We start from the raw sequence: 17,485 nt of genomic DNA on the forward strand, positions 1-17,485 counted from the left end.
TAAAGAGTAAAGAGAATAGAATAAAATAAAGAAGATAGAATTATAGAGTAAAAAGAAAATTAAGAAAAGGAGGGAAGTCTATACTCTTTATTCTATTCTCTTTACTCTCAAAAAAAAGATATATGAAAATTAATTGCCAGAATAAAATCATCATCTTACTAGTATTGTTTGTTGTGCAGCTTTCATTTTCGCAAAAGAAGAATGAAACAATCGGTACAGAGACAGTAAACGTAGTAAAGCCCTATTCGCCAACGATTTCAGATGCTTTCAAAGTAAAGGAAACTCCTTCGCTTGACGATAGTGGTAATCAGCCCAAAGAAACGATAAAGTACAGTATTTTATCTGTTCCTGTCGCCTCTACCTTTACGCCTTCAAAAGGAAAAGCGGAAGGTGTTGAGAAATCTAAAAAAGAAAAATTATTTAACAATTATGCTACGTTAGGAGTAGGGAATTACGGAACTTTAAACGCTGAATTGTTTGTTAATCAGGATTTAGGAAACAACGATTATGTGGCAGGTATGTTTCGTCACCATTCTTCTCAGGGAGGAATTAAAGGTGTAGAATTAAATGATGAGTTTTATGATACAGCATTGAATGTAGGATATGGGGTAAACAATCGTGATATGTCATGGAATGTCGATCTGGGCTATCAGAATCAATTGTACAACTGGTACGGTTTACCGGCTGATTTTGGGTCAACTTTAGCAGGACAAATGCGTGATGATTTAATAAGAGGAATTAATCCAAATCATTCGTACAATACCATTTCTTTAGGCGGTAACGTAGTTTTTACAGAAGGTGTTTTCAGTAAGATTTCGACAAAGTTTACGCATTTTTCAGATAGTTTTTCGTCATCAGAAAACCGTTTTTATGTAAAACCTTCTTTTAAGGTAGATATAATGGACCAGGCTATCAATACCAATATTATTGTAGATCACGTAAGCGGATCTTTCGAACATAATTATGCGTATGATAATACAAAGCCTTTGAAATACAGTCTGACTAATTTTGGAATTGAACCAAGCTTTGTAATGTTAGAAAATGATTGGACACTGGAGTTGGGAGCAGGCTTGTTTTATGGCTTGGATTCTGAAAACAGCGGAAACAAATTTTATATTTATCCAAAAGTAAATGCTTCCTATAAGCTGGTAGGAGATTTGATGATTTTTTATACAGGAGTAAATGGAGGTTTGAATCAAAATTCCTATGCTGATTTTGTGACTGAAAACCCGTTTTTATCTCCAACACTTTTAGTGAAACCAACTAATAATCAGTATACTGTTTTTGCAGGTTTAAAAGGAAAGTTAGCCAACAATGTTAGTTACAATCTTACCGGTTCTTATTTAAATGAAAAAGATAAAGCACTATACAGAAGCAACGATTACACAGAAGATTTTTCTAATCAAAATTATGGCTTTGGAAACTCTTTTGGAGTGATTTATGATGATATCAGAACCTTCCGTTTTTATGGGGAATTAAAAGCTGATTTTTCTCAAAATGTTTCTTTCGGAATTAATGGAACCTTCAATAGTTACAAATATGACGGTATAGAAGCGTGGAATTTGCCTTCCATGAAATTGAGTTCTAATCTGGATGTAAATATCACCAAACAATGGTATGCGGGACTGAATGTTTTCTTTGTGGGAGAACGAAAAGACATGCAGTCGAATGTAAACTTAGGAACCGATCCGGTAATTACAACACTAAAAAGCTATTTTGATGCCAATGCTCATCTCGGGTATAAATACAACGAGCGTTTGACCTGTTTCCTGAAATTGAATAATATAGGGAATCAGGCCTATGAAAAATGGCTGAATTACCCGGTACAAGGATTTCAGGTAGTAGTTGGAGCAAACTACAAATTCGATTTTTAAGTTTTTTTTAACCGCAAAGCACGCAAAAGTTTTTTATTTTGCGTTACGCAGATAAAATACAAAGTTCGCAAAGCTATTTCAACATAAAGCTTTGCGAACTTTGCGTTTGCTAAGCGCGATTCATGATAAAAACTTTTGCGTGCTTTGCGGTTAAATAGACAGATAATTAAAATAATTAAGATGAAAATTAAACTCAGACAAGAAAATGAAAAGGACCACAAAAGTGTTTTTGACTTAATTGAAAAAGCTTTTGAAAAAGAAGAATACAGCGATCATAAAGAACAGTTTTTAGTTGAAAGGTTAAGAAAATCAGCTGCTTTTATTCCGGAATTATCTATTGTTGCCGAAGTGGAGAATGAAATCGCAGGACATATCTTATTGACGAAATTAGAAATTAAAAACGATACAGAATCTTTTGAATCTTTGGCATTGGCTCCCGTTTCAGTGTTACCAAAATTTCAAGGAAAGGGAATTGGTTCGAAACTTATCGTGCACGCTCATGAAGTCGCGAAAGAATTAGGATATAAATCAGTTATCTTATTAGGACATCCCGATTATTATCCGAGATTTGGTTATGAACTTTGTGAAAAATACAATATCGAAATGCCTTTTGATGTTCCGGCAGAAAATTGTATGGTGATTCCTTTAACCGAAAATGGATTGTCAGGAGTAAGCGGAAAAGTAGTTTATCCATCGGCTTTCTTTGAATAAAAAATAAAACAAAGAGAAAAAAACTTTGCACCTTTGCAACTTAGAACCTCAGTACCTCCAAAAAAACTCATTTCATTAAAAGAGCTGTATAATGACAGAAGTATTTAAAATTCTTGAAACCTATAAAACACAATATGAAAATCCTATTACTCTCGATAAGGGTGAGATTGTAAAATTAGGAGAAGAGGAAACAGAAGAAAAGTGGAAAGGGTGGATTTGGGCAGATAACGGAATTAATGGAGGCTGGGTACCCATTCAGATACTTGAAATTTCTGAGGATAACAAGGAGGCTAAAGTTTTAGAATATTACACTGCAAAAGAACTCGACGTTGACAAAGACGATGAGATTCTAAAAATTAAGAGTTTGAACGGCTGGACTTGGGTAAGAAAAATTATAAATAATGATGAAGGATGGATTCCTGATGAAATAATAGGTTAAGCGTATTTTTTTTTCATTTCTAATTTTAACCTTTGCAACTCAGAACCTCAGTACCTCAAAAAAAATGACTTTCAAACAAAAAATACATACACATTACCAGCAAATGGTTCAGGATCGAATTGACGTTTTTAGAGATATGATTTCGGCTTTGACCGAAGATTCTAAAAACGATGCAAAGGGTTCTGCCGGAGACAAACATGAAACTGCTTTGTCTATGATGCATATCGAACAGGAAAAATTGACGAATAAATTGAAAGAAGCAATGACTCAAAAAGCAGTTTTAGACAAAATTGATGCTTCAAAAACAACCGAAAATATCATTTCGGGAAGTTTGGTAAAAGCCAATGGAATCTTTTTGTATGTAAGTGTGGCGCTTCCTAAAATTAATATTGAAGGCACAAATGTTATTGCACTTTCACCTCAATCTCCTTTGGGAGCACACTTGATGGGAAATCAAGTGGGGTTTACTTTTGAAATTAACGGAACGAAATATCTAATTCAGGAAATTAGTTAAATGGATTCTCTTTATTTAATATGCAGTTTCTCTTTGTTTGGGGCTGTTTTTTTTTGCTTAATTTTTTTAATCTAAATGTGTCGTTCCTCCGGAACTTTGCTTTGATGATTTTTTTTCAACGGATTAAAATCCGTTGCTACAATATATGTCGAGTCCAAGGCTCTTATACCTTGCTCTTTAGAAATTATGTATTGTTAATTACTTTTTTCAATAGATTGAAATCCGTTGTTACAATATATGTAAAGATCAAGGCTTTTATATACAAGTTCCGGAGGAACGGTTTATTTTGGAGCAACGGATTTTAATCCGTTGAAGAGGCATGAATACCAATTAATAAGTTCCTTAGGAACGATCAATATAAAGTTTATCAATCTTTAGATAATTTCTCCCTAAACTTCGGGGTTGATTGAAACAATAATTTCAGAACAGTATTTATTCTTCCCTTTGAGAATCTGTTAATGATTCTGATATTTGCTGTGATTTAACTTAAATATTTCTCTGTTAGTTTGCTTTTTTTTCTTTTATGAAGCTTAAAATTGAAATTTTTAAGTTTGAGGCTTTTTTAAATGCTTAAATTTTATGTTTTGTATGTAAAAATCGATTTTTGATTTTAAATTGTAATTAAAAATAACTTATGTGTTTTTCAATTGTAACTGATATCGCATCTTTGCTTCATCAAGTTAAAATTTTATAATTAAAAATATATAGTTATGTGTGGAATCGTATGCGCCTTTGATCTAAAGCAAAAAGCTGAGACTTTAAGACCTCAGGTTTTGGAAATGTCTAAAATTATCCGTCACCGCGGACCGGATTGGAGCGGAATATATAGTAATGATAAAGCAATTTTATCACACGAGCGTTTGGCGATTGTAGATCCGGCCTCAGGAAAACAGCCATTATTTACTGAAGATAAAAAACTGGTTTTGGCTGCAAACGGTGAAATTTATAACCACAGAGAATTACGTAAACAATTTCAGGGAAAATACAACTTTCAGACCGAAAGTGACTGTGAGGTAATCTTAGCACTTTACAGAGAAAAAGGACCTCATTTTGTAGATGAAATGAATGGAATCTTTGGATTTGCAATCTATGATGTAGAGAAAGATGAGTATTTTATAGCTCGTGATCACATGGGAATTATTCCATTGTACATTGGTTGGGACCAGCACGGAACGTTCTATGTTGCTTCTGAATTAAAAGCTTTGGAAGGGTACTGTACAAAAATCCAACTGTTTCCTCCGGGACATTATATGACCAGTAAAGATGGCGAATTTGTACAATGGTACAAAAGAGACTGGACAGAATATGAAGCTGTAAAAGACAATGAAACCAGTATTCCTGAAATCAAAAAAGCGCTTGAAGCAGCAGTTCACAGACAATTAATGAGTGATGTTCCTTACGGAGTTTTACTTTCAGGAGGTTTGGACTCGTCTATTACTTCGGCTGTAGCCAAAAAATTTGCACAAAAACGTATCGAGTCAGATGATACAACAGATGCGTGGTATCCGCAATTGCACTCTTTTTCAGTGGGTTTAGAAGGATCACCTGATTTAGCAGCAGCGCAGGTTGTAGCAAAACACATCGGAACCATTCACCATGAAATTAAATTTACTATTCAGGAAGGATTGGACGCTGTTCGTGACGTGATTTACAACTTAGAAACTTATGATGTAACAACCGTTAGAGCCTCGACACCCATGTGGTTAATGGCGAGAGTGATCAAATCAATGGGAATCAAAATGGTATTGTCAGGAGAAGGAGCAGACGAATTGTTCGGAGGGTATCTGTATTTCCATAAAGCACCAAACGCGAGAGAATTCCACGAAGAAAACGTTCGTAAATTAGGTAAATTACACATGTACGATTGTTTACGTGCCAATAAGAGTTTAGCAGCCTGGGGAATTGAAGGACGTGTTCCGTTTTTGGATAAAGAATTTATGGATGTTGCCATGAGAATCAACCCACAAGATAAAATGATCAACAAAGAGCATCCAATGGAAAAATGGGTAGTTCGTAAAGCATTTGAAGACATGTTACCTGAAAGTGTTGCCTGGAGACAAAAAGAACAATTTTCAGACGGTGTTGGATACAGCTGGATTGATACTTTGAAAGAAGTGGTAGCCCAAGAAGTTTCAGACGAACAATTAGCCAATGCAAAGTATAAGTTCCCATTGCAGACACCAACGTCTAAAGAAGAATATTACTATCGTTCTATTTTTGCAGAACATTTTCCAAGTGATGCCGCTGCATTATGCGTACCTCAGGAAGCAAGTGTAGCGTGTAGTACAAAAATTGCTTTAGAATGGGATGAGGCTTTCAAAAACATGAATGACCCTTCAGGAAGAGCTGTAGCCAGTGTGCATGATGATGCATACGCTAAAGCATAAAAAGTATTTTTAGAATTAGTATATATATTTTCGAAAGACGTTCTCAGTACTGGGAACGTTTTTCTTGTCTTAGAATGTTAAATTGTGTTATTTCAGTTAGTTAAAGGTTTTTTTAAGCAATGATCTGATTTTACTTTTTTATATTTGGCATTTGTCGAAATAAAAATGGAAACAACTAAAAATGTAGCTGAATAAGTACATAAAATTCAGAAATAATATTTAGCTTAGCCAAACATTAGAAAAATATTAAATATTGGATTAACGTATTTAATATCCAAAAAAAATAAAGAGAATAATAAAAAATATAGAACAGTATGTCTGGATTATTAGCTGTTATAGGTAAAGGTAAAGACCCGCAACTCGTAAAAGAGCTTTCTGCAAGAATGTCGCATCGTGGTCCTGATGAAAGTGATTTGCATATTATGGAAAATGGCAGTATCATTTGCCATGAAAGTTTGTCGATTATTGATTTAAAATCAGGTAAGCAGCCTATTCAGGGAACTAACAAGGCCTGGATGGTGCATGATGGAGAGATTTACAATTATCAGGAACTAAAAGATACAGTCTTAAAAGAGCATAGCTTCAGAACAAAATCAGATTCAGAAGTTATCGTGCATTTGTACGAAGAATTTGGGCATAAGTTTTGTCATATGCTGGATGGTGATTTTGCTTTTGTAATTGTTGACGGAGATAATTACATAGCAGCCAGAGATGCAGTTGGTGTAAAACCGTTGTATTATGGACTGGATGAGAGAGGGAGAATTTATTTTTCATCAGAAATGAAGTCCATTTCAGATCAGTGCAAATCCTTTTCAACTTTTCCTCCGGGACACTATTATACAGGTAAAACCGGTTTTGTAAAATACTACAATCCCGAATATGAAGACCACTCCAAAGCCAATCAAAAATTAGATTTAGATTTAATTCGAAATACTTTAATTGAAGCAACCCGTAAACGTTTAATGAGCGAAGTTCCTGTGGGAGTATTACTTTCAGGAGGATTAGATTCTTCATTAACGTCAGCAATTGCTGCTCGATTATTGAAAGAAAACGGAGAAAAACTGCATTCGTTTTCTATCGGATTAGATGCTGATGCACCTGATAATAAAGCAGCTAGATCTGCGGCAGCATTTTTAGGGACAGAGCATCACGAAATCTATTTTACAATTGAAGAAGGAATCGAGGTTTTAGAAAAAGTAATCTATCATATTGAAACTTATGACATCATCTCGGTGCGATCAGGGGTGCCCTTGTATCTGTTGTCAAAGGTAATTGCTGATAAAGGAATTAAAGTAATTCTTTCCGGTGAAGGTGCCGATGAGGTTTTTGGAGGTCATTTGTATTTTAGAAATGCACCATCAGCAGAGGAATTTCAGGATGAAACGATCGAAAGAGTACAAAAATTGTTTACTGCTGATTTATTGCGTGCCGATAAAATACCAATGGCACATGGACTGGAAGCGAGAATTCCGTTTTTGGACAAAGAATTTTTAGAGGCGTCAATCCGAATTAAAACCATAGAAAAACAACCAAAAACCTACGATGGAATTGAAAAATACATTTTAAGAAAAGCTTTTGATATACCAGACGATCCTTATTTGCCAGAGGAAGTTTTATGGAGACAAAAAGAACAGTTTTCGGATGGAGTGGGATATAACTGGGTAGATGAATTGATTGAATTCTGCGCCGCACAGGTTTCAGACGAACAGCTTGCAGGTGCAAGCGTAGAATTTCCATATAATTCACCGACAACTAAGGAAGCTTATCTGTACAGATCAATTTTCCATAAATTCTATCCACAAGTTAGTTCAGCACAAACCGTTAGAAAATGGATACCGAAATGGCAGGAAAATCAGGATCCTAGCGGAAGAGCTAATGCAGCGCACGTCAAAGCAGGTGTTGAATCGAAAGCAGGAATTATTGCTTAAAATAGGCAAGGAGTGTTGTTTCTTAATAGAGGGAACAAAATCATTATTGAAAATAAGTTTTAAAAAAAATCCGGAAAAACATGTCAAATGTAGTTCCGGATTTTTTTATGATTTGAAAGAAGGAAAACTTTTAGTTATTAAAACTCAAATTCTAAATTCCAAATTCCAAATTTCAAAACTTGAAACTTGAAACTTGAAACCTGAAACTTGTAATTTGAAAATTAAGATTTGAATCCTTGAACATTTCTAAAAACTAAGTTAATTATCGCTCATCGTGTTTAGGAAAAATATTATATTTGGTTACCATTAATAACTAACCATTTTAAACTTTATCTATGAGAAACTTATTGCTTAGCAGTGTTTTGTGCTGCTCGCTAGCTTCATTAAGTCCGGTGTGCGCACAAAAAACTGACGTGCCAAAATATATTAAAAATGTCGAAGGAGTAAAAGAATATTCCCTGAATAACGGATTGAAAGTGCTCTTGATTCCGGATGCTTCCCAAAGTAATATGGTGGTAAATATTGTTTACAATGTTGGCTCCAGAAACGAAGGTTACGGAGAAAAAGGAATGGCTCACTTGTTAGAGCACATGCTTTTTAAGAGTACTAAAAACTTAGGAGATATTAAAAAAATGCTTTCTGAAAAAGGAGGTGCTGCTAATGGTACAACCTGGCTGGACCGTACCAATTATTATGAAGTTTTTCCATCGAATGATGAAAATTTGAAATGGAGTATTGAAATGGAAGCAGACCGAATGATCAATGCGACTATTTTACAGACCGATTTAGATAAAGAATTTTCTGTAGTTAGAAACGAGTTCGAAATAGGAGAAAACAACCCTGACGGTGTTTTACAGGAAAGAATACTTTCTTCGGCCTATTTGTGGCACAATTACGGAAAGAGCACCATTGGTAGTAAAGAAGATATTGAACGTGTAAAAGCAAACAGATTAAGAGTTTTCTATGAGAAATATTATCAGCCGGATAATTCAACCTTGATAATTGCCGGAAAATTTGATGAGAAAAAAGCATTGCAGTATGTAGGTCAATATTTTGGAAGCATTGCAAAACCTAAGAGAGTTTTGGATAAAACGTATACGATAGAGCCGGCGCAGGATGGTGAAAAGTTTGTGGAGCTGAAAAGAGCCGGTGACAGCAAAAATATCGGGGCATTGTACCACACCGCAGCCTATGCAGATAAAGACTATGCAGCCATTGATGCTCTGGGGGAAATTTTAACAGCCGATCCATCTGGTTATTTGTACAAATCACTGGTAGAAACTCAAAAGATTTCCAGTATTTATTATTGGCAGCCAACCACCAGAGATGCCAGTTTTGTGTACTTTGGAGTAGCCGTTCCAAACGATAAAGATGTTGTAGCAACAAAAGAACTGGTAAGAGCTGAACTGGATAAAATTGGATCAACCAAATACACGGATGAAGACGTAAGCAGAGCTAAAGCTAAAATTATCAAGCAAATTGAAGGGGTTAAAAATAACACTATTTCTTTTGCCATAAATCTTACCGAAATTATTGGTGCAGGTGATTACAGATTAGGTTTCCTGTATAGAGATGCAATCGAAAAACTTACAAAAGAAGATATACAAAGAGTTGCTGAAAAGTATTTTAAAAGTAACAACAGAACTGTGGGAGTGTTTATTCCTTCGAAAGACGAACAAAGAGTTAAGCCAGTCGAATATACTGACGAGCAATTAGCAGCTTTTACTAAAGATTACAAAGGAAAAGCACTTGAAAAAGAAACAGCTCCGTTTGAAGCTTCTATTAAAAATCTGAAACAAAATTTTGTTGAAGGAAAGTTAAGTAATGGCGCTAAGTATGGCTTGATTAAAAAAGAAATTAAAGGAGGAAAAGTTCAGGCAGCGTTTAAATTTCCGGTAAGTAATGAAAAGGATTTATCCGGAAAATCAGATGTTGGTGCTATTTTGGCTCAATTGTTAAAGACCGGAACAACTACCCGTACAAAAGAACAAATTAGTGATCGTTTAGATGTTCTGAAATCAAGTTTGTCATTTGGTTTTTCAGGACAAACATTAACTGTGAATGTTAGTACCTATAAAGAAAGTTTTAAGGAAGTAATGGAAATTTTAGGAGATTTATTGACTAATGCTACTTTTCCGCAAAATGAGTTAACCAAAACAATCAGTGAATATAACACCTACTTAGAATCGAGTTTAAATGATCCTAATTCTCTGGCATTTATCGAAGTTTCAAGACAAACCTCTAAATATCCAAAAGAGAGTATTTTTTACACTGCGACCGTTCAGGAACAAATTGATGCTTACAAAAAGATAAAACAGCCGGAACTTATTGATTTCTATAAAAATATTTTAGGAGGAAATAATGGAGTAGGGACTGTAGTGGGAGATTTAGAAGCGAAATCTACAGCTCAGATTTTAGAGAGTACTTTTGGTAAATGGAATTCTAAATCAAAATATGAAAGAGCAATACCGACTTATTTTGAAACACAGAAAGCCGATAAAGAGTACATTACTCCTGATAAAGAAAATGCGGTTGCTGTGGGTAAAATCAGTTTTAAAATGACTCAGAAAGATGCTGATTATCCTGCTTTTGTGATGGCCAATGAAATGTTAGGAAGCGGAGGTTTTCTAAGCGCAAGAATACCGATGCGATTGAGAGAAAAAGAAGGAATCAGCTACGGAGCAGGGTCGTTCGTAAATGTACCCATCACCAATGATGTTTCGTATTGGGCTTATTATGCATTTTTAAATCCAACGAAGAAAAATGCCGTTGAGATTGCTGCAAAAGAAGAAATTGCAAAAGCATTAAAAGATGGCTTCACAGCAGAAGAATTAAAATCAAATCTTGTGAGCTGGCTTAATGAAAGAAAAACACGATTGGGTGATGACGGAACTTTAATGGATTTGACCAATGTTTATCTGCAATACGGAGTTCCTTTGGAAGATTATGATACTCTTGAAGCTAAAGTTAAAGCCTTGAAAATCGAAGAGGTAAATGCGGTTGCGAAAAAGTACTTAAGTTTAGATAAAATGACTTCTGTTTATGTTGGAGATTTTAATAAAAAACAATAAAAATTAATATAAAAATTCCAAAACCCAAATTCCAATTTAGGGGGAATTCATAAAAACCGAAATGCATTTTTATAATGTTATTTCGGTTTTTTTATACAGTTTAAAAAATAGGCGTTTTGCAATTTAGACTTTATAAAATCAATTGATTTTTTATTGCATTCTAAAATTTTGCAAATTGGAATTTAAGAAAATTGGAATTTAAGTGTTCTTTTAAGCATATTTTTAGGTTTTTCAGACAATTGTGTTGATAACTTAAGTGCTTTAAATCGGAATTTTACGGATATATAATTTGCGTTTTTATATATTTGCGTGTTAGACAATAAATACATTTTTTAGAATAAATTATATGAGCGAAGAAATCAAGAAGAACAATTATTCAGCAGATAGTATTCAGGCATTAGAAGGAATGGAGCACGTAAGAATGCGTCCATCGATGTATATTGGAGATGTGGGAGTTCGAGGGCTTCATCATTTGGTTTATGAAGTTGTAGATAACTCTATTGATGAGGCGATGGGAGGACATTGTGATACCATCGGTGTTGCAATAAACGAAGACGGATCAGTAACAGTTGAGGATAATGGTCGTGGTATTCCGGTTGATTTACATAAAAAAGAAGGCGTTTCGGCACTTGAAGTTGTAATGACTAAAATTGGAGCCGGAGGTAAATTTGATAAAGATTCTTATAAGGTTTCCGGAGGTTTGCACGGAGTAGGGGTTTCGGTTGTAAATGCCCTTTCTGTTCACATGAAATCTACCGTTTTTAGAGAAGGAAAAATCTACGAACAAGAGTACGAGAGAGGTAAATCATTATATCCGGTAAAACAAATAGGAGAAACGGAAAAAAGAGGTACACGTCAGACTTTTTACCCTGATAATACCATTTTTACACAAACTACAGAGTTCTCTTATGATACTTTATCCGCTCGTATGCGTGAGCTTTCTTTTCTGAACAAAGGAATTACAATCACTTTCATAGATAAAAGAGAAGTAAATGAAAAAGGAGAATTCAGAAGCGAAGTTTTTCATTCTACAGAAGGACTAAAAGAGTATATTCGTTATTTAGACGGTAACCGCGAGCCAATTGTTTCGCATGTAATCAGTATGGATCACGATAAAGGAGAAATTCCGGTTGAAGTGGCGCTGATTTACAATACAAGTTATACAGAAAATATTTTCTCTTACGTAAATAACATCAATACACACGAAGGAGGAACGCATTTACAAGGTTTTAGAAGTGGTTTAACAAGAACCCTTAAAAAATATGCTGATGCATCCGGAATGTTGGATAAATTGAAATTCGAAATTGCAGGAGATGATTTCCGTGAGGGATTAACTGCTATTATCTCGGTAAAAGTTGCAGAGCCTCAATTCGAAGGTCAGACCAAAACAAAGCTAGGAAACAGAGAAGTAGTTTCTCCGGTTTCTCAGGCTGTTGGAGAGATGTTAGAGAATTATCTGGAAGAAAATCCAAATGACGCCAGAGTCATTATTCAAAAAGTAATCTTGGCTGCTCAGGCACGTCACGCGGCTAAGAAAGCCCGTGAAATGGTACAGCGTAAAACCGTTATGGGCGGTGGTGGATTACCGGGAAAACTTTCAGATTGTTCAGAGCAGGATCCTGCAAGATGTGAGGTTTACCTTGTCGAGGGAGACTCGGCGGGTGGAACTGCTAAACAAGGTCGTGACAGAAATTTTCAGGCAATTTTACCCTTGCGTGGTAAGATTTTGAATGTGGAGAAAGCGATGCACCATAAAGTATTCGAAAACGAAGAGATTCGAAATATCTTTACTGCTTTAGGGGTAACAGTGGGTACCGCAGAAGATAGTAAAGCCTTAAATATTGAAAAATTAAGATACCACAAGGTAATCATCATGTGTGATGCGGATGTCGATGGTAGTCACATCTCTACCTTAATATTAACGTTCTTCTTCCGTTTCATGAAAGAACTGATCGAAGAAGGTCACGTTTATATCGCTGCACCACCTTTGTACTTGGTTAAAAAAGGAAACAAGAAAGAATATGCGTGGAATGATGTTCAGCGTGATCAGGCCAACGAGAGAATGGGTGGAAGCGCCGCAATTCAGCGTTATAAAGGTCTTGGAGAGATGAACGCGGAGCAATTGTGGGAAACAACAATGGATCCGAATTTCAGAACTCTGCGTCAGGTAACCATTGATAGTTTGGCTGAAGCTGACAGAGTTTTCTCTATGTTAATGGGAGATGAAGTTCCGCCGCGTAGAGAATTTATCGAGAAAAATGCAGTTTACGCTAATATCGATGCGTAATAAATTTTAATCATCAATTCGTTTAATTGTTTAAATTTACTTAAACGATTAAACGAATTGTCGATTTATCAAACAAACAAATTAATTAATAACCGATAAAGTATAAAATATGAAAGTTACCATTGTAGGAGCAGGAAATGTTGGAGCTACCTGTGCAGATGTTATTTCTTATAGAGGAATTGCAAGCGAAGTAGTGTTGTTGGATATTAAAGAAGGTTTTGCCGAAGGGAAAGCGTTGGATATTATGCAATGTGCCACAAATACAGGTTTTAATACCAAAGTATCTGGGGTGACCAATGATTATTCTAAAACTGCCGGAAGTGATGTAGTAGTTATTACATCTGGAATTCCAAGAAAACCAGGAATGACCCGTGAAGAATTAATAGGCATAAATGCAGGAATTGTAAAAACAGTTGCCGAAAACGTACTGAAATATTCTCCGGACACTATAATAGTTGTAGTTTCTAATCCAATGGATACGATGACGTATTTGGCATTGAAATCGACCGGAGTACCAAAAAACAGAATTATTGGTATGGGTGGAGCGTTAGACAGTTCTCGTTTCAGAACCTATCTTTCATTAGCTTTAGATAAACCGGCAAACGATATCTCGGCAATGGTTATAGGAGGACATGGTGATACTACTATGATTCCATTAACCCGTCTGGCCTCTTATAATGGAATTCCGGTAACTGAATTTCTTTCAGAAGAAGTATTGCAAAAAGTAGCTGCTGATACTATGGTGGGTGGAGCAACACTTACAGGTCTTTTGGGAACGTCAGCATGGTATGCGCCAGGAGCTTCTGTGGCTTATCTGGTAGATAGTATTTTGAATGATCAGAAAAAAATGATCGCCTGCTCTGTTTTTGTTGAAGGAGAGTATGGACAAAATGATATCTGTATAGGTGTACCTTGTATAATTGGTAAAAACGGAGTGGAAGAAATATTAGACATTCAGTTAAACGATCATGAAAAAGCCTTATTTGCGAAAAGTGCAGATGCGGTGAGAAGCATGAATGACGCTTTAAAATCGATTTTAGTATAACGAATTTCGTAAAAAGAGGAAAAGGCTGCACTTTTGCAGTCTTTTTTTTGAGATTAATTAATAAATAAATTGGTTAATCTTTTCGTTAATTATATATTTGCTCGGGTTAAAAAAAATGTTGTAATTCGTGATCTTGATTTTTTAGTGCTAAAAAATCATATCAGGGCTTATTCTATGGGACTTTAAAACAAAAACAAACAATAAAAAATAATTAATTTTTAGTAATAATGCAGAATAAAGGACTTATTAAATTTTTCGCAATTCTATTTGCATTGGTAAGTATTTACCAACTCTCGTTCACTTTTGTGGCCAATAGTGTCAAAAGTGAAGCTAAAGCTTTTGCAGGAGATAATCCTGATAAAGAATTAAAATACTTAGATTCTATTGGAAAAGAAAAAGTGTTAAACCTTGGTTTTACTGATTTTACTTATAACGAAGTAAAAAACAAACAACTTAATAAAGGTCTTGACTTAGAAGGTGGAATCAACGTGATTCTTCAAATCTCTGTTAAAGACGTTTTGAAAGGATTAGCAAACAATTCTAAAAATCCGGTATTTAATAAATCATTAGCTGATGCAACTGCAAATTTAGAAGGAAATAAAACCTATTTAAATAAGTTCTTTGAAGCTTTTGAGGCTAACTCAAAAGGATCAGTAAAATTAGCTTCACCTGATATTTTTGCAAACAGAAGTTTACAAGGAGAAGGTGGTGTAGATTTTCAAATGTCTGATGCACAAGTTCAAAAAGTAATTAAGAAAAAAGTTGACGAATCTATCGAAAGTGCTTACAAAGTACTTAGAGAGCGTATCGACAAATTTGGTGTAACGCAACCAAACATCCAAAAATTAGGAGAAACAGGAAGAATCTTAGTAGAGCTTCCAGGTGCTAAGGATGTAGATAGAATTAAGAAATTATTAGGTGGAAAAGCTCAATTAGAGTTTTGGGAAACTTTTAAAATCGAAGAAATTGGTAACTTCTTAGTAGCTTCTAACGAGGCTTTAAAAAAGACTGAAGTTAAAGTAAAAGAAACTAAAGCTGTTGCTAAAGATTCATTGAATGCATTGTTAACAGATAATGCTAAAGATTCAGTTGATACTAAAAAAGGAAACAACCCATTATTTGACAAAATGTTAGGTCAGGGTGGTGGACCAGTTTTAGGATATTTTGCTCCTAAAGATACTGCTGCTGTAAATGCTTACTTTAAAAGAGCAGATATCAGAGTTTTATTGGGTGCTGACCAACACAATGCAAAATTTGTTTGGAGTAAACCAACTACAATTAAAGATGCAAAAGGAAAAGATATTGAAGCAGTTGAATTATATGCTTTAAAAGGAAATAGAGACAACGTTCCTGCGATGAGCGGTGGAGTAGTTACAGATGCAAAAGATACTTTTGACCAATTAGGAAAACCAGCTGTTTCTATGCAAATGAACAGCCAGGGAGCTAAAGTTTGGGAAGAATTAACAGGAAGAGCTTTCTCTCAAAAAGGATACATTGCTATCGTTTTAGATAATATTGTTTACTCTGCACCAGGTGTTACAAGCGGACCAATTGCCGGAGGTAGATCTGAGATCACCGGATCTTTTGATGTTGCTGAAACTAAAGATTTAGCTAACGTGTTAAATGCAGGTAAATTACCGGCTTCTGCAGATATTATTCAGTCAACAGTTGTAGGACCATCTTTAGGTCAGGCAGCAATTGATGCAGGTACAATTTCTTCTGTATTAGGATTCTTATTGGTTTGTTTATGGATGGTATTCTATTATGGTAAAGCTGGTTGGTATGCTAACCTTGCATTATTATTAAACTTACTTTTCCTTTTCGGAATTATGGCAAGTTTTGGTTTTGTATTGACATTGCCAGGTATTGCAGGTATCGTATTAACATTAGGTACTGCGGTAGATGCGAACATTATTATATTTGAAAGAGCAAAAGAAGAATTGCGTGAAGGTAAATCGTTGTCTGATGCGGTTGTAGCTTCTTACGGATGGCACGGAGCAATGCGTTCTATTATTGATGCAAACGTAACGCACGTTTTAACTGGAGCAATCTTGTTTATTTTTGGTACAGGACCAATTAAAGGTTTTGCATTAACATTATTGATTGGTATCGTAACTTCATTGTTTACATCAATCTTTATCGCAAGAATTTTTATTGACAGAAACATTGCTGGAAAAGGAGATTTAACTTTCTCTACAAGTGTTACTAAAAACTGGTTTACAAACTTCCACTTTGACTTTATTAAAATCAAAAAATTCACATACATCTTCTCTTCAATTGTAGTAGTTGTGAGTTTAGTTTCTATCTTTTTCGTAAACGGATTAGATGAAGGTGTTGATTTTGTTGGAGGAAGAACATTCCAGGTGAAATTTGAAAAACCTGTTGATGCTACTGTAGTATCAGATGAATTGTCTGCTGCTTTCGGTACTCCGGTTGAGGCGAAAATTTTAGGTGATGACGATCAGTTGAAAATCACAACTAAATATAAAATTAAAGAAGACGGTGTAGCTATCGATGAAGAAGTGAACCAAATTTTATACAAGTCGTTAACGAAATATTTCCCTAACACTTCTTACGAAAAATTCATCAACTCATTTGATGGTAAAAGAATTGGTGTTGTACAACAATCTAAAGTTGGAGCTTCTATTTCTGAGGATATCAAAACAAACTCTTACTGGGCTGTATTAGGTGCAATGGCGGTTATTTTCTTATACTTAATGATCTCTTTCCGTAAATGGCAATATTCATTAGGTGCGATTGCAGCGGTAGCACACGACGTTATCTTTGTATTAGGAATCTACTCTTTATGCTACAAATTCATGCCTTTCCACATGGAAATGGATCAGCACTTTATTGCAGCTATCCTTACTGTAATTGGTTACTCTATGAACGATACTGTAATTGTATTTGACAGAATTAGAGAGTTCATCATCGGAAACCGTAAAGGAAGTTTTGAAGATATCGTAAACGCTTCTATTAACACTACATTATCAAGAACGTTGAATACGTCATTAATGATGATCATTGTATTATTAACGATGTTTATCTTTGGTGGAGAATCTATCAGAGGATTTATCTTTGCTATGTTAATTGGTATTGTGGTAGGAACTTATTCATCATTATTTATTGCTACACCGGTATTGGTTGACACAATTTCAAGTGATGACAAACACACAATCGAAGACAAGCACAACGCATAATTAAATGCTTAAGTTATAGAAAAAGATCC

10 protein-coding genes are annotated in these 17,485 nt (G+C 35.0%); all 10 read left to right on the forward strand.

The genetic code is table 11. The features are described from left to right. Positions 1–122: 122 nt before the first annotated feature. The 10 genes from B0A80_RS15460 to secDF all read left to right on the forward strand — a co-directional run bounded on the left by B0A80_RS15460 (position 123) and on the right by secDF (position 17,456). Complete coding sequence (locus tag B0A80_RS15460; RefSeq protein ID WP_089077840.1) at positions 123–1,874, forward strand: TonB-dependent receptor; 1,752 nt, start codon at positions 123–125, stop codon at positions 1,872–1,874. A gap of 180 nt (positions 1,875–2,054) precedes the next feature. Continuing rightward, positions 2,055–2,585, forward strand: a complete 531-nt coding sequence (locus B0A80_RS15465) for a GNAT family N-acetyltransferase (protein ID WP_089077841.1) — start codon at positions 2,055–2,057, stop codon at positions 2,583–2,585. A gap of 91 nt (positions 2,586–2,676) precedes the next feature. Further along, positions 2,677–3,024, forward strand: coding sequence for an SH3 domain-containing protein (locus B0A80_RS15470; protein ID WP_017495362.1), 348 nt, complete (start codon positions 2,677–2,679; stop codon positions 3,022–3,024). A 64-nt stretch (positions 3,025–3,088) separates the two neighbouring features. Then, positions 3,089–3,538 (forward strand): hypothetical protein, encoded by a 450-nt coding sequence (locus B0A80_RS15475; protein WP_089077842.1) that lies wholly within the window; start codon positions 3,089–3,091, stop codon positions 3,536–3,538. Between the two features lie 710 nt (positions 3,539–4,248). Then, positions 4,249–5,925, forward strand: coding sequence for an asparagine synthase B (gene asnB / locus B0A80_RS15480; protein ID WP_070906979.1), 1,677 nt, complete (start codon positions 4,249–4,251; stop codon positions 5,923–5,925). Positions 5,926–6,239: 314 nt separating this feature from the next. Further along, positions 6,240–7,853, forward strand: coding sequence for an asparagine synthase B (gene asnB / locus B0A80_RS15485; RefSeq protein ID WP_089077843.1), 1,614 nt, complete (start codon positions 6,240–6,242; stop codon positions 7,851–7,853). A gap of 335 nt (positions 7,854–8,188) precedes the next feature. After that, a complete protein-coding gene (locus tag B0A80_RS15490; RefSeq protein ID WP_089077844.1) occupies positions 8,189–10,924 on the forward strand; it encodes a M16 family metallopeptidase in 2,736 nt (911 codons plus the stop codon). Positions 10,925–11,270: 346 nt separating this feature from the next. Further along, positions 11,271–13,211 (forward strand): DNA topoisomerase (ATP-hydrolyzing) subunit B, encoded by a 1,941-nt coding sequence (gene gyrB / locus B0A80_RS15495; RefSeq protein WP_089077845.1) that lies wholly within the window; start codon positions 11,271–11,273, stop codon positions 13,209–13,211. A 109-nt stretch (positions 13,212–13,320) separates the two neighbouring features. Continuing rightward, positions 13,321–14,256, forward strand: a complete 936-nt coding sequence (gene mdh / locus B0A80_RS15500; RefSeq protein WP_017495355.1) for a malate dehydrogenase — start codon at positions 13,321–13,323, stop codon at positions 14,254–14,256. 227 nt (positions 14,257–14,483) lie between these two features. Continuing rightward, positions 14,484–17,456: a protein translocase subunit SecDF gene (gene secDF / locus B0A80_RS15505; protein ID WP_070906976.1), complete on the forward strand. Its 2,973-nt coding sequence runs from the start codon at positions 14,484–14,486 to the stop codon at positions 17,454–17,456. Positions 17,457–17,485: the final 29 nt, after the last annotated feature.

It is taken from the genome of Flavobacterium tructae, from assembly GCF_002217475.1.
GTDB classification, from domain to species: Bacteria; Bacteroidota; Bacteroidia; order Flavobacteriales; family Flavobacteriaceae; genus Flavobacterium; species Flavobacterium tructae.